The sequence below is a fragment of the Sorangium sp. So ce385 genome (genome assembly GCF_051474135.1).
Classification (GTDB): domain Bacteria; phylum Myxococcota_A; class Polyangia; order Polyangiales; family Polyangiaceae; genus Sorangium; species Sorangium cellulosum_D.
Genome location: NZ_CP150337.1, coordinates 9131772 through 9147220 on the forward strand (window position 1 = coordinate 9131772; position 15449 = coordinate 9147220).

Sequence of the window (15449 nt, forward strand, 5' to 3'; positions counted from 1 at the left end):
TCCTGCGCCGCATGCCGGAGACGCCGCGATCCGAAGAGCCGCTCGGCTCGGCCGAAGAGCCGCTCGGCTCGGCCGAAGAGCCGCTCGGCTCGGCCTACATCGAGGAGCTCACGGTGCCGAAGGACGGAGCGCCGGCCGCCGTGCCGCTGGAGGAGCTCTCGAGCTCGGCGCTCGCCGAGGACATCGAGGCGGCGGCCGCCGCCGGCGGCGCGGGCGGCGACGCGCTGGTCGGGAGCCTGATCTCGGGGCGGTACCGCGTCGACGCGCTCATCGGCGAGGGCGGGATGGGCGCCGTCTACCGAGGCGAGCAGGTGCACCTCCGCAAGCGGGTCGCCATCAAGGTGCTCAGGCCGCTCGCCCGGCGGATGCCGGAGCTCGTGGCCCGGTTCGAGCGCGAGGCCGTCGCGGGCGCCCACATCCGGCACCCGAACGTGGTCGCGGCCATCGACTTCGGTCAGCTGGACGACGCGTCGTTCTTCCTCGTCCTCGAGTACGTCGAGGGCACGCCGCTCAAGGACGTGATCGCCGAGGGGCGGCTGCCGCCCGCGCGGGCGCTCCGCATCGCGCGCCAGATCGCGTCGGCGCTCTCGGCGACGCACGAGAAGGGCATCGTCCACCGCGACGTGAAGCCGCTGAACGTCCTGCTCGACGCGCACGATCAGGTCCGGCTCATCGACTTCGGGCTGGCGAAGGTGAATGTCGATCTCCTGTCCAGCCAGAGCCGGAAGACGGCGGGCCCGACCCCGGCCCTCACGAACGCGGGCGAGGTGTTCGGCACGCTCGCGTACCTGGCGCCGGAGGCGCTGCGCGGGATGGATGCGGTCGACGCGCGCGCGGACCTGTATGCGCTCGGGCTCGTGCTCTACGAGATGCTCACCGGGCATCACCCCTTCGACACGAAGAACATCGTGGCGCGGCTCAAGCAGCAGGGCGCGGCGGGGCCGCCGTCCCTCGGCCTGCGCGCGCCGGATCTGGTCGTGCCCTACGAGGTGGAGCAGGCCGTGGCGCGGCTCATGGAGCACGACGCGTCGTTCCGCTACCAGACGGCGGCCGATGCGGTCGCGGCGCTCGACGAGGCGCTGGCGGCGATCGCGCGGGCGACGGCGCACGCGGCGGTCGGGAGCGGCGCGCAGGGGGCGCAGGCGACGCAGGCGATGCAGGCCGCGCCGGGAACGCAGAGCGCGCCGGGAGCGCAGACGGCGCAGGCCGCGCCGCAAGCCCCAGCTGCGCAGCCCGCGCAGGCCGCGCAGGGAACGCGGGCGGCGCAGCCCGCGCAAGGCGCCCCCAAGGCGGCGCCGCCGGCCTGGTCAGGCCCCCGGAAGACCCTGCTCGCCCACGCGCACCGCCGGCCCGCGCCCTCGGCGCGCTGGGTGCCCCTCGCGGTGGCGCTGGCGACCGCGGCGGCGCTCCCGATCGGCGTCGCGCTCTGGCTCGTCCTCCGGCAGCCCAAGCCGGCCGCGGAGCCGCCCGCGGCCGCCGCCGTGGTCACCCCGCCCGCGCCGATAGCGCCGCCGCCGGCAGCGCCGGCGAGCGCGCCGCCCGAGGAGGACGACCGGGGCGCCGCCGGGCCGCGCGCGCAGCTCAGCAAGGCGGTCGCGACCAGGAACTGGGTGCTCGGCGCGCAGTCGATGCTGGCCCTGGCCGAGGCCGACCCGGAGCTCGTCCTGAGCCGAGGCCTGCGCGAAGAGGTCCTCTCCACGGTGGCGGGCATCGCGTTCGAGGAGGACAACCCGGCGGCGGACCAGGTCTTCGACCTGCTCACGAACCGGCTCGGCACCGGCGGGCTGGACGTGCTGCTCGACATCGTGCGCGCCCGGGGGGGCACGAAGGCGGCCCGGCGCGCCAGCGAGATCCTGGCGCGGCCCGAGGTGATGGCGCGCGCGACCCCCGCGCTCCGCGTCACGTTCGCGTTCCGCAAGGCGACGTGCAACGGCAAGCGAGCGCTGTTCGGCCGCGCCGCGGCCGAGGGGGACGAGCGCACGCTCTTCGAGCTCCAGGTGCTGCACGGCGCCCGGTGCAGGCGGAACGACCCGTGCTGCTTCCGCGACGACAAGGCGATCGCCGAGGCCATCCAGCAGCTGAAGGCGCGCCTCGGGACGTAACGAGGTGCGCGACGCGCGCGGGCAGGCCAAGCGCTACGCCCGCCGGCCGGCGCGCGGCGAGCTCCCTGGCCGCCCACCGGCGCCGGTCAGAGCAGGCCGCAACCTGGGTAGAGCGGGAGGAGATCGGCGTCACGTAGCTGGGTCCGGATCGTCTCCGCGTAGCTTGGTCCGAGGATCGGCCCGAGGATCGGCCCGAGCAGCGGCCCGAGCAGCGGGAGCGTGTTGCACGTCTTGTTGCCGGCAGTGTCCGCCGTGCAGGCCAGGTTGCAGAGCCCGACGAAGGCGATCCCGCACGTCGGCACATGACCGCAGAGCCTGTCCAGCTCGAGGAGGTTGAGATCGAGCGGGCAGCTCAGCGAGATCCTCGAGAGCTCCCCCGTCAGATCGGGATCGATGCAGGCAAACCCGGCAATGGGCCCGGGGAGGAAGGCGTTGCCGAACATCGTGGCGTCCCGCACGATGAAATCGAGAAAGGGCGCCGCGTCCGGGGAGCACGCGAGGGCCGGATGGCCGCCCCTCAGCAGGATGTCCACATGCGCGCCGGAGCCGTTCAGGTGCTGAAAGATGCACGCCGAAACCCAGCGCTGCTCCGAGAGGTTGAGCGCACGACCTGTCCAGGCCGGCGCGAATCCAAAGGAGCCGTAATACGGATCGCCGTTGGGTGCGTAGACGACCTGACCCTCGGACAGCGCGCAACGTATCGCATAGTCGAGCACGCTCTTCCCGCCCTCGGTGCCGAGCAGCGCCGTCGCGGTCAGGACGGCGCCGCCGCCGGCGAGCGCAGCGCCGCCGAGCGTCCGGAAGGCCGCGCGGTTCTCCGGCGCCCAAAAGTGGGCGGGATCCAGGCCATTCGCGCCGATGGGCGCCACCGGGCGGCGCATGATCGGCGCCTCCGCCGTCTCGGCCGTCTCGGCCGGCTCGACATCGGATGGCCCGATGCACCCCATCGTGAGCACACAGGCGCCGAGGACACCAACTGCGACGAAGCGAGTCGAGGACATTCCGCTTTCCTCCTGGGTCATTACAGCGTCGGACATAAGACTACAAGCGCTGTTTTCTTAATCCCACACTATTTCATTTTCCAGGAAGACGCGCAATACTGAAAACTGGTATACACTGCGTGCGCGGATAGCCGTGCTCGCCCGAACGCGGCGCGAGGACATGGCTTGTCGAATCAAGCCGGCAGGGTTGGATGAATGTCCGTTCGCGACGCCTCCTCCAGCCTGCGCTCCAGCTCGTCGAAGCGAGACAGCCACATGGGGCTCGCCGCGCGGAGCGCCCGCGCGCTCGCGAGCGACGCCTCCGCCTCACCGGTATGTCCTCGACGCAGCGCCATTCGAGCACGCCAGTAGAAGAGCTGAAGCGTGTTCTCGACGATGGGCTGGTCTCTCGCGAGCGCGATGGCCTCGTCCCACGACAGAGAGGCGGACCCGGCCGGCCGGAGGCCGACCTCGGAGAGCACGAGCTCGAGCAAGGCGTAGTCCCGGACGTCGCCCGGCTCGAGGACGCAGGATCGCGCGATCCACAGGGCCAGCTGGCTGGCCTGCTCGTACTCGTCGAGCACGAGGTGAATCTGCGCGAGCAGGATCGCCGTGTGCGGCACGGGGCGCTCCGAGGCCTGCTCTTCCAGCCACCGGGCGCGCCGCGCGAGCGCGAGCGCCTCGCGCTGCCTGTCGCTCCAGTGAAGCAGCACGGCGACGTTGTACGAAGCCATCTTCTCGAGCCACGGATTGCCGATCTCGCGCGCGAGATCGACCGCGCGGCGGAGGTCGTCGACCGCGCCCGGCAGCGACCACCTCCAGGCCCACAGCGCGATGCGGTTGATGTACGCGGCGCAGAGGTGAAATCGATCGCCGGCCGCCGTGAGCAGGGCGATGAGATCCCCGAAGGCCCGCTCGGCCTCCTCGCGGCGGCCCGCCGACGCGAGCTGGAACGACAGCATGATGAGGGCGAGGACGCGCGCGTCGTAGTCGCCCGACGCCCCGGCGTGCTCGGCGCAGTCGGTGAGCTCCGCGATCGACTCATCGAGCTTCCCCCGCCGCCACGAGGTCCGGCCCTCGGCGACGCGGAGGAGCAGCGCGAGCTCCGGCGAGCGCGCCGCGTCGACGAGCGGCCGCGCCTCGTCCACCCGGCGCGCCGACGCCTCGAAGTCGAAGTCCCAGTCGAGCGCGGTCGCGTCCTCGAGCAGGAGGCTCGCCCTCTGGTGGGCGTCGCCGAGCGCCTCGGCCAGCGCGAGCGCCTCGCCGAAATCGCGGCGCGCCTCCTGGATGCGGCACATGCGGTACCGGCTCCTCCCGCGCCCCGCGAGGGCGCGCACGCGCCGGCCCGCGTCGCCCGGCCCGACGACCTGGAGCGCGGCGCCGTAGCGCTGGTCCGCCTCGACGGCGTGGTGCTGCGCGGACGCGAGATCGCCGAGCGCGAGGTAAGCGTCGGCGGCCTCGGCGCACTCGCCGCTCGCGGCCGCGTGGCGCGCGAGCGCGCGGAGCCCGTGGGTCGAGCCGGCCGCCACCTGCGCCCGCCAGTACGCGAGGGCGCTCAGGTGGATCGCGGCGCGGTGCGCCGGGTCGAGCATCTCGTAGACCGCCTCCTGGAAGACCGCGTTCTGGAAGGCGTGGCGGTCGTCCGCGCCGCCGCCGCCCTCGCTGTCGCGCAGCAGGATCCGCCGCTCGACGAGCGCCGCGAGCCCGAAGCCCGCGTCGACCATCGAGCCGGCGCCGCCCGCGCGCTCCAGGCCGTCCAGCACCGCCTCGAGCTCGGCGCGATCGAACGACATGCCGAGCGCCGAGCAGACCCGGGCGCACGCCGCGAGCTCCGCCGGGAGCTCGTCGAGCTGCCGCGCCGCGAGCCACTGCCACGCCGGCGCGGGCGGCAGCGCCTCGACCTCCGCGGTCGCGAGGTAGAAGCCGCCGCCGGCGCGCCGGCGCACGACGCCGGCGTGCTTGAGGGAGCGGACGATCTGGCGCAGGCAGTCCGGGTTGCCCCCCGCCCAGTCGGCCAGGCGGCGGAGGGTCTCGGCCGGCGGGAACTCGGCGGGCAGGAGCAGCCGCGACGCGAGGTCCATCGCCGCCTCCTCCGCGAGCGGCGCGAGCGTCACGCGGGTGTGGCGCTGGTTGCGCTGGCCCCAGCTGGGGCGGGCCTGCTCGAAGCGAGGGCGCGCGGTCACGAGCGCCCAGAGCAGGACGCCCTCGCCGTCGAGCGTGGCGTACTCCAGGGCGTCGAGCAGCACGTCGTCCGCCTGGTCGGCGTCGTCGAGGATGACGGCGAGGGGGCCGCGGCGCGCCCGCTGGCGGAGCGCCTCGGCGAGCGCCAGCATCAGGCCGTGGCGGGCCGCGCCGGACAGCCGGCCGCCCCCCGGGTCCACCCAGCCGAGCGCCGCCGCGACCGCCTCCCACGTCGCGCCGCCGAGCGCCTCGCCGAGCCGCGCCACGCAGAAACCCCGCGGGTCGTCGGGGGCGTCGTCGGGCGCGTCGAGCGCGACGCGCAGCAGCGCGCGCACCGCCTGCGCGGCGCCGCCGTGGATGGGGTGCAGCGCGCGCACGACCACCACGCGCACGTCCGGGACCGGCACGCCGGCGATGCAGGCGGCCTCGGCCGTGAGGCGCGACTTGCCGAGGCCGGCGTCGCCGATCAGCGTGAACAGGCCGGGGCACGTCCCGTCGAAGGCCTCGGTCGCGCTGCCCGCGAGCGCCGAGAGCACGTCGTCGCGGCCGAGCAGCGGCGGCTCGCCCAGGCTCTCCGGGTCGTCCGGCGGCGTGGGGGCGAGCTCCTCCTCGGGCAGCGCGCGCTGGAACTCCTCGGTCATCACGAGGCCCCGCCACGGCTCGGGGGGGAGCCACGTCTCGGGGCGCTCGACCGGGGAGCCGTACGCCGCGTGCATGCCGCCGGAGACCCGGCGCAGGCGCACGCTGGCGAGGTGCAGCGCCACGCGCGCGCCGCTGCGCTCCGCGATGTCGCGCGCCGCGGCGAGGGCGGCGCGGGCCGGGTCGTGGACGTCCCGCGCGGAGAACACGGCGAGGCAGCGCTGCCCCCGCTGCCGCGCGACGAACCCCCGGCGGCCGCCGACCGCCGCGATCACCGGCCCGGCGCCGGCCTCGGCGAGGAGCAGCGCGACCGGCTGGCGCCCCTCGGCGGCGGCCGTGGCGACGCCGTCGCCCGGCCGCGACGACCGCGGCCCGGAGCGCGGCGACGAGGGCGGCGGGAGGGTGTCGCCGGCCGGGCGCGCGCGCAGGGCGTGCAGGGTGCGCCGGAGCGCGGCGGCGCTGTCGGGCCGGCGGCTCGGGTCCTTGGCGAGGCAGGCGAGCGTGAGCTCCTCGAGCGCCTCGGGGACGTCGGCGAGGTCGCTCGGGCGCGGCGGGCGCAGCGCCAGGTGGCCGTGCTCGACGGCGTCCTCGTTCCCGACGAACGGCGGGCGCAGGGTGAGCAGCTCGAACAGGATGACGCCGAACGCGTAGATGTCGGCGCGCGCGTCGATCCGCGCGGCGCCCCGCAGCTGCTCCGGGGCCATGTACTCCGGCGTCCCGACGACGTCGCCGGCGCGCGTGGCGCGGACCGACGATGCCGGCTGGTCGTCGCCCGAGGCGAGCTTCGCGAGGCCGAAATCGAGCAGCACGGCGCGGCCGCTCGCGCGGAGCAGGAAGAGGTTCTCCGGCTTGAGATCGCGGTGGACGACCCCGCGCGCGTGCGCCGCCTCGAGCACCGCGAGGATCGCGTCCGCGCGCCCGGCGGCGCGGTCCGGGTCGAGCGGGGCGCGGAGCGCGGCGAGCTCGTCGGCCAGGGTCCGGCCGAAGAGCCGCTCCATCGCGAGGTAAGGCCGGCCGTCGGCGAGCTCGCCCTGCGCGTACAGCTGCGCGACGTGCGGCACCCCCACGCGCTCGAGGAGCGCGGCCTCGCGCCGGAACCGCTCGCGGAGGCTCGACGCCGCCTGCCGCGCCACCTTGATGGCCGTCGGCGCGCCGTCGTCGTCCCGCTCCGCGGCCCAGACGTCCGAGAAGCCGCCGCGCCCGAGCGGACCGAGCACCGAGAAGCCGTCGATCGCGGGCGCCGCGCCCGCCACGACGTCGGGCTCGCCGGGCGGCGGCGTGAAGCCATCCCTGGCGCACGGCGCGCCGTCGGCGAGCCGCCCGTGACATACGGCGCAGCGGTGCATGATCGGCTCGATTTCGGGCAGCCGACGGTCGCGTTGGACACCGGCTTACGCCTACAGTAACGCAGGAACTCGACGGCTGTCATGTATGAAGACCTCCTCTCGAGACGATGAGCGGTCCCTCGCCAAGCCGGCGGTGGACGCGCCCGTCGCGCCGGCGGCGAACGCGCCCGCGGCGGGCGCGACGGCGGCCGGCACGGCGCCGACCTGGGACCAGCGCACGCTCGATACGCGCGATCGCGAGGGCGACGGCCCGGGCATCCCCATCGCCGCGGCGCCGCGGGCGGGCGCGTACCTCCTCGACGGGGTGATCGCCGAGGGCGGGTTCGGCGTCGTCTACCGCGCGGTGCACGCGACGAGCGGGGCGCCGGCGGCGGTCAAGATCATGCACGCCGAGCTCATCTCGCGCGCCGACGTGGTGCTCCGGTTCCAGCGCGAGGTCGACGCGATCGGGCGGATCCGACACCCGAGCGTCGTCGAGATCCTCGACGTCGGGCAGCTCGAGGACGGGCGCCCCTACTACGCGATGGAGCTGCTGCAGGGCAGGAGCCTCGAGCAGCACCTGTTCTCGCGCGGCCGGCTCCCGGCCGACGAGGCGCTCGCGATCCTCGATCCGCTCTGCAGCGCGCTCGCCGCGGTCCACGCGCTCGGGATCATCCACCGGGACGTGAAGCCCTCGAACGTGATCCTGTGCGAGCAGGGCGGCGGGCTCCGGGTGGTGCTGCTCGACTTCGGCATCGCGAAGCTGCTCGGCACGACGGATCTCTCGCTCACCTCGTCGCGGCACGTCGTGGGGACCCCGGCGTTCATGTCGCCGGAGCAGCTCCTGAACCGGCCGGTCGACATGCGGACCGACGTCTACGCGCTCGGCGCGCTGCTCTACACGATGATCGCGGGCGCCATGCCCTTCTCGGCGAGCGCGTACCCGGTGCTGCGCCACCTGCACCTCCACCAGGCGCCGCCCCGCCCGAGCCTGCACGCGCCGGTCGACCCGGCGTTCGACGACATCGTCGTGCGGGCCATGAGCAAGGACCCCGCGGGCCGCCACCCGGACGTCACCGCGTTCCTGGAGGACGTGCGGGCCGCGACGGCGCGGGTCCTCCGCACCGACGCGAAGGAGGCGGGGCGCGTCCGCCGCCTCGCCATCGGGATGCTCGTCGAGGTCCTCGCCGAGAGCCGGGCGCTCGAGGCGCCGACCGACTCCTTCCTGACCGATTTCGAGGCGGTGCTCCCGGAGGCGATGACCGAGCTCGCGACCGCGGGGTTCTCGCCGCTCGCGGTCACGAGCACCAGCGTGCTGCTCTCGGCGGACTGGCCGCGCGACGAGCGCGGCGCCGAGGAGGCGCGCGGCCGCGCGATCGCGGCCGCGCTCGCGCTGTACGAGCGGCTCGCCGAGCCGGAGCGGCGCGACCTGCGGGTCGGCGTGCGCTTCTGCCTCCACGCCGGCGACGTGGTGGTCACCGAGGACGGCTCGGTGGTGGGCGGGAACGTGCTCGAGCTCTCCTCGTGCCTCCCGGAGACGGCGGCGACGGGCGTCTACGCGTCGCCGGCCATGCTCGACGGCCTCGGCTTCACGTCGCACCGGGCCACGGGGGCCCCGGGCGCCGTGATCCCGATGCGCCGGGTGGTCGCTCGGCCGCCCTCGGACGGCGCCGCGGCGCCCGCGTAGCGGCGGGTCGGCGCGGCGCGCGAGGCGCGGGTGGGATCCGGGCGGGCGGGGGTCAGCGGGCGGGCTTCACGAACTTGAGGGTCATCCGGTCGCTCTCGCCGATGGCGGCGTAGCGCGCGCGGTCCTTGTCGCCGAGCCGGAAGTTCGGCGGCAGCGTCCAGACCCCTTCCGGATAGTCCTTCGTGTCCTTCGGATTGGCGTTCACCTCGGACTTGCTCCCGAGCTTGAAGCCGGCCGACTCGACCTTCTGGATCACCCACGCTTCCGGGAGGTATCCCTGCTTGGCGCTCTCGTCGGGGTTCGCGTCGGGCTTGGCGCGGTGCTGCACGATGCCGAAGACGCCGCCCGGCTTGAGCGCCTTGAACGCCTCGGCGACGTAGACATCGAATTTGCCGTTCCGATGCCAGCCGTGCGCCTCGCGGATGGCGAGGACGAGGTCGGCCTTGCCGTCGATTCCGATCTTCGGGTTGTCGCGGTCGATGACGACGACATCGACCTTGCCGAACAGGTCGGGCGACTTGTCGAGCGTGCGCTTCAGCCGCTTGCCATAGAGGGTGTTGCGCGAGTCCGCGGGGCCGTTCGGGTCGAAGGACGTGACGATGAGCTTGCCCTTCTTGGCGAGCACGGGCGCGAGCAGCTCGGTGTACCAGCCCTCCCCTGCCCCGAGCTCGACGACGGTGCTCGTCGGCTTGAGGCCGAAGAACTCCAGGGTCTCGACGGGGTGGCGGGCCGCGTCGCGCTCGGCGTTGCCCGGGACGCGGTGCTTGCTCTTGAGCGCCGCGCGCAGCGCCGCGCCGGCGCTCGGGTGATTGGCCGCGAGGAGCGCCTTCACCTCGGCCTTGAGCGCGTCGTCGAACCGCGCGGCCTCCTGGTCGGCCTTGGCCTCCATGGCCTTCATGTCCTCGGCGAGCTTGGCCAGCTCCGCCTTCTTCTTCTCCTCTGCCGGATCCACCTGGGGCGGGGCCGCCGCCTCGGGCGGCGGGGCCGGCTCGGCGGCCGGAGCCGGAGCCGGCGGCGGGGGCGGCGGGGCGGTCTCGACGGGCGGCGGGTTGGACGCGCAGGCGGCGAGCGCGCCCGTGAGGACGAACAGCAAGGTCCTTGAAGTGATGTGCATGCACGCCTGCGTAGATCGAAGACAGGACGGCCGCAAGCATACGCAAACGTTACGCAAACGTGCGGAAAACCACGGGAACGGGCGGGAACGGCGGCGATGTTCCGCGTTGACCGGGGAGCGGCGCCAGGGTAGCGTACGCGGTCCGGGGGGCAGCTCGCACATTCACGCAGGTGGCCGATGCCGCTCAAGGTCCATAACACGCTCACGAGGAAGAAGGAGCCATTCGTCTCCGCCCAGCCGAAGATCGTGCGCATCTACACATGCGGACTCACGGTCTACGCGCCGATGCACATCGGTCACGCGCGCACCTACTGCTTCTGGGACGTCTTCCGCCGCTACCTCGAGTACCGCGGCAATCACGTGCTGAGCATCATCAACTACACGGACATCGACGACCGCATCATGCAGCGCGCGAACGAGCGCGAGGGCGCGGTCGACGTCGCCGAGCGGAACATCGCGGCCTTCCGGCGCGACTGCCGCAAGCTCCACATCAAGGACTACGCGGTCTACACGCGCGCCACCGACTTCGTCGACGAGCAGGTCGACATGGTGAAGCGCCTCATCGAGAAGGGCCACGCGTACTCGGTGAACGGCGAGGTCTTCTACGAGGTCGCCACGTGCCCCTCCTACGGTGAGCTCTCGGGGCGCAAGGTCGACGAGCAGGAGGTCGGGGCGAGCGGCCGCGTCGAGGAGGACTTCGCGCGGAAGCGGCACCCGGCGGATTTCAGCCTCTGGAAGCCGACCTCCCCGGGCCAGCCGAGCTGGCCGACCGGGGAGGGCGCGTGGCCGACGGGGCGCCCCGGCTGGCACATCGAGTGCTCGGCGATGAGCACGGCGCTGCTCGGCGACCATTTCGACGTCCACGGGGGCGGAATCGACAACATGTTCCCGCACCACGAGAACGAGATCGCGCAGAGCGAGCCGCTCTGCGGGAGGCCCTGGGTGCGCTACTGGCTGCACCCCGAGCACCTCGATCTCAAGGAGGTGAAGATGTCGAAGAGCCTCGGGAACGTCATCTCCGTCGAGGAGCTCCTGTCCCGGCACGGCCACGACGAGGCGCGGTGGTTCTTCGTGACGCACCATTACCGGTGCAAGCTCCCGTTCGGCTGGGATCTGCTCCAGCAGAGCGCCCAGGGCTACGCGCGCATCAAGAAGCTCGCGGCGGTCCTCGCCGAGAAGCTGCGCGGCGCGGGGGACGAGGCGCTCGCGCCGGGCGCGTATGCGTCGCAGCGGCCCGAGGAGGAGCGGTTCCCGAGGATGCGCCACCAGTACGTCCACGGCCAGTTCAAGGAGCACACCGAGCGGTTCATCGCGCGCTTCGTCGAGGCGATGGACGACGACCTGAACACGCCGAACGCGGTGGCGGCCTTCTTCGATTACGTGAGCGCGCTCTATTCGGCGGGGATCGAGCAGTGCGACGACCGCGCGTCGCTGCTCGCGGTGTACCGGGCGGTGGCGCGCCATCTCTGGGTCTTCGGGGTGGAGATGGCCGACCCGGCGCTCTATCCGGCGCTCGTGGCCGACTATGCGGTCGCCCCTTCCGAGAGCGCGGCGGGGCGCGGGGGCGACGCCGCCATCGACCGGCTGATCGCGATGCGCCAGGCCGCGCGGAAGGCGAAGGATTTCGCCAAGGCGGACGCCATCCGCAACCTGCTGGCCGAGGCCGGCGTCGTCCTCGAAGACACCCCCCAAGGCCCCCGCTGGACCTCGTCCTGAGGAGCCCTCCGTCCTGAGGAGCCCTCCCGCTTCGGATACGGGCCCATCTCGACGTTTTCGGTGCTCGGCGTACAAGAGTACGCCTCCGCGCCGAAAACGCCGTTCTGGGCCCGTCTCCTGTGCGGGAGGGCTCCGCTGACGTGGTTCAGAGATGAGGGGTGAGGCCCGTCTCCTGTGCGGGAGGGCTCCGCTGACGTGGTTCAGAGATGAGGGGTGAGGCCCGTCTCCTGTGAGAGAGGGCTCCGCTGACGTGGTTCAGAGATGAGGGGTGAGGCCCGTCTCCTGTGAGAGAGGGCTCCGCTGACGTGGTTCAGAGATGAGGGGTGAGGCCCGTCTCCTGTGAGAGAGGGCTCCGCTGACGTGTATCAGAGATCAAGGGTAAGGTTGTAGAGGGGGGAGCGGCGGAAACTTGCCGGGATTCGACCCGAACGCCGTGGCCTCGCCAGAGAACGACGAGCTGCGACCGCGACGACATAAGGCCGACGAACCGTCGGGGAGCTGAGAGGGCAAGCCCCTCCTTATAGGAGCCGGGACGACCGGCCCGCTCCTTATCGACGCCCCCCTCCTTATAAGAGAGAGACGGCGGCGCGGGACGATGCTCGGAGAACGCGGCGCAAGGCATTGGGGCGGCGCAGCATATAGAAGCGGGGGACGGCGCGAGGGCGGAACGCCGGCCATGAAGCGCGGCGCGACGGGCGCCGCTCCGCATAACGACGTCACGCAGGGCGGCGGACGGCAGAGGCGCGGCGTTCGGGACGAAGAGCGACGGACGCGCGGCCCCAGAGAGGAGCTTTGGCGTAGGCGCGGCGAGGCGGCGCACGATGAGGACGCGTTGAAAGCGTGCTTGTCGGGGATCGAGCACCCGCCTGCCATCGTAAAAATGGTGTGCCAGATGTGCCAGTGTCGGCCTCCCGCGACATGGGCAGGCAGGCCGGGATCGACGCGACAAGGGGGAAATCGCGGTCCAACAGCGGGCATATCGATTGCCAAAGAAGTGAAAGCGGCGCTCCGCACCAGCGCCCAAGCCCGAACAACCCGGTCGGGTCTGACCATCGCCTGCTCGCGTCACCAGCCGCAGATCGCGCTGCGGCCGGACCACGCTCGTGCAGTCAACTCTTACCCAACGAGAACGCAGATGCGGAACCTCTCCTTCGGCTTCGCCCACCCTCTCGCAATCAAAACCAGCTCGGCTGCGGTCCTCGCCCTGTTCGCCCTGGGCGCCGCCGCATGCGGAAGCTATGGCGTCGATGAAGGCTCACTCGACAACGCAGAGCTGGCGCTCGACGCGGCGGAAGGCGCCTCGATCGCCGTCAGCGTCGGCGTCGGCGGCGCCGGCGGCAGCGGCGGTAGCGGCACCGGCGGCAGCGGCGGAGTCGCCAGCAGCAGCAGCACCGGCGTCGGCGGGGGCACCGGCGGCGGGCCGGTCGATCCACCCCCGGTCGGGCCTCCGGCCGTCGGCTTCTGGCAGTTCGACGACTGCAGCAGCGCGACGACGGACCTGCTCGATTCGTCAGGCAACGACGCGACCGCCACCCGCTCGGCCAGCGCCGCCTGCGCGCAGGGCATCAGCGGCCTCGCCATCTCGTTCGACCACAAAAACGATACCGTCAGCGCCGACGACGATCCGCGCTTCACCTTCGGAAAGAACCTCGCGGTCGCGGCGTGGGTCAAGCCGACCTCGGTGTCCGGGTCGACGCTGCAGACGATCGCGACGGAGCGGGACGGCGGAGACACGAGCTTCTCGCTCGGCATCCGCAACGACGAGGCGCGGTTCGCCGTGACCCTGACCGACGGCCGGACCATCACCTCCCGCGCCCCCATCGAGGCCAACGTGTGGACGCACGTCGCGGGTATCTACGACGGCAGGTTCGTGCGGCTGTTCCTGAACGGCGAGCAGGTCGGCCAGCTCAGCGCCGCCGGCACGATCCGCGACGTCAACGCGCCCATCCACGTCGGCGGCAACGCGCAGAAGCAACAGCGCTTCACGGGCCTGATCGACGAGGTCTGGCTCTCCGCCAGCCCGACGAGCGGGAGCGGGATCGCCCAGCTCTCCTGCCTCAGGCGCCCCGGGACGATCACCGTCACGCCGGCGAGCAGCGGGCCGGTACCCCCGAACACGCCGGTGGCCTACGAGGTCGCCGTCGCCAACAACGATGTCGGCGCGTGCGCCCCGGGGGACTACGCCCTCCAGATCTTCAGCCCGTCGCCGGGCATCAACGTCTCCGGAGATACCACGTTCATCCCCGGCGTCCCGTCAGGGAGCACGGCGACCTTCGCGGTCACCGTGAACGGCACCGAGGACGCGGATCCCGGCGTCCACGAGATCCCCTTCGACGTGCTCAATTTCAGCTCGACCGAGCTCCTCGTCGGCTCGGGCGCCCTCAACTTCGAGCTCACCGCACCCACCGGCTGCTTCGTCCGGACGAGCCGCGAGATCTTCGTGAAGCACCTCAGCGTCGTCGAGGATCCCATCCGGACGACCTTCAATGGGCCGCCGGAAGACCCCCGGACGGGCACGTGGACGTTCGCGCGCCTCATGGAGGACATGGCCCCCACGCCCGCCGAGGCGCCGGCCATGGTCGAGCAGATGCTCACTACCTGGCTGACCGACCAGGTCGTGAACGGCTTCACGGTGCCGGCGCGCCCGGCCATTCAGCAGATCGTGCTCGACGAGTGGCCGAGGAGCCCCGACGGGTCGCTCGACCTGACGCAGGCGCCGCTCCTGCTGCTCGGCATCGTCAACAGGATCGACGTGCGGAACCTCGCCGAAGGTCACGCCGGCGAGGGGCGCTTCGTGTTCGGCGTCGTGAGCCAAGGCTTCCCGCAGCAGTTCACCATCATCCTGGAGTACAAGCTCCCCGCGTCGACCGAGGCCGACGTGCTCGACTGGGCGAACGACTGGCACGCCCTCGGCAGCCTGCCCTTCCCGTCCGAGGAGTACAACGCCGCCCTCCAGGACATCACCTCCCGGTTCGCGGGCCGGAACGCCGCGCCCGGCAGGCCGAACGGGAGCTCGCTCGGGCAGCTCCGCACGAACGAGATCGCGCTGGCAGGCCCGTGGGAGCTGCGCGAGTTCGTCCTCTCGCCCGACACGGGCTTCCTGCGCCCGGAGACCGTCAAGCTGACGCCGGACATCGCCTTCGACGGCTCGGCCACGCTCGCGGATTTCATAAACCAGAACGAGGCGGCGATCGTCGCGGAGCAGCACACGGTGCCCGACTCGTTCCAGGGGAGCCCGTTCCTCGGCGGCTCGTCGTTCAACAACCTGACGGCGTGGACGGCCCCGGGCATCCTCAACAACGAGGCGCGGCACAAGTTCTCGCTCAACACCTGCAACGGGTGCCACGGGGCGGCGGAGACCGGGACGCCGTTCCTGCACGTGAACCCGAGGTCGCTCGGGAGCGAGGCGACGCTGTCGGGCTTCATGACCGGCATCAACATGCCTGACCCGGTGACCGGCGAGCTGCGCTTCTTGAACGACCTCGGTCGCCGGAACCAGGACCTGAAGGCGCTGGTCTGCGAGCCCGCCCCGACCTTCGCAGGCGCCGCGGGGCGGGGCGGCGCGGCCGCGAGCCGCTCGGCGTTCATCCGCCGCGGCATCGGGCGCGTCCACTGACGCGGCAGCGCGACGGGCGGCGGGCGCGGCCGGGGAGCCGCGCCCGCCGGCCCGTCGCCGCCTCACCCCCGCGACGGCCCGCGCCCGAG

Annotated in this window: 7 protein-coding genes; 4 read left to right on the top strand and 3 right to left on the bottom strand. The window is 72.8% G+C overall.

Features of this window, described 5'->3' with window-relative positions; all coding sequences use genetic code 11:
* Positions 1-11 precede the first annotated feature (11 nt).
* On the top strand, positions 12-2102 hold the full coding sequence (locus WME83_RS33260; protein ID WP_437313731.1) for a protein kinase domain-containing protein: 2091 nt from the start codon (positions 12-14) through the stop codon (positions 2100-2102).
* An 86-nt stretch (positions 2103-2188) separates the two neighbouring features.
* On the opposite strand, the gene WME83_RS33265 is transcribed toward WME83_RS33260, so the two are convergent.
* Together WME83_RS33265 and WME83_RS33270 are read right to left on the bottom strand one after the other, a co-directional pair.
* Positions 2189-3103 carry a hypothetical protein gene (locus tag WME83_RS33265; protein WP_437313732.1) on the bottom strand — a complete coding sequence of 305 codons (915 nt, stop codon included), beginning with the start codon at positions 3101-3103 and terminating at the stop codon, positions 2189-2191.
* Between the two features lie 173 nt (positions 3104-3276).
* Positions 3277-7248, bottom strand: a complete 3972-nt coding sequence (locus WME83_RS33270) for a protein kinase domain-containing protein (protein WP_437313733.1) — start codon at positions 7246-7248, stop codon at positions 3277-3279.
* Positions 7249-7333: 85 nt separating this feature from the next.
* Between WME83_RS33270 and WME83_RS33275 the strand changes: the two genes are divergently transcribed.
* Positions 7334-8914 (top strand): serine/threonine-protein kinase, encoded by a 1581-nt coding sequence (locus tag WME83_RS33275; protein ID WP_437313734.1) that lies wholly within the window; start codon positions 7334-7336, stop codon positions 8912-8914.
* Between the two features lie 52 nt (positions 8915-8966).
* Here the strand turns inward: WME83_RS33275 and WME83_RS33280 are convergent, their stop codons facing one another.
* Positions 8967-10028, bottom strand: a complete 1062-nt coding sequence (locus WME83_RS33280; RefSeq protein ID WP_437313735.1) for a class I SAM-dependent methyltransferase — start codon at positions 10026-10028, stop codon at positions 8967-8969.
* A gap of 177 nt (positions 10029-10205) precedes the next feature.
* On the opposite strand from WME83_RS33280, the gene cysS reads away from it, so the two are divergent.
* Both cysS and WME83_RS33290 read left to right on the top strand, forming a co-directional pair.
* Complete coding sequence (cysS, locus tag WME83_RS33285) at positions 10206-11744, top strand: cysteine--tRNA ligase (protein WP_437313736.1); 1539 nt, start codon at positions 10206-10208, stop codon at positions 11742-11744.
* A 1135-nt stretch (positions 11745-12879) separates the two neighbouring features.
* Positions 12880-15360, top strand: coding sequence for a LamG-like jellyroll fold domain-containing protein (locus WME83_RS33290; RefSeq protein WP_437313737.1), 2481 nt, complete (start codon positions 12880-12882; stop codon positions 15358-15360).
* Positions 15361-15449: the final 89 nt, after the last annotated feature.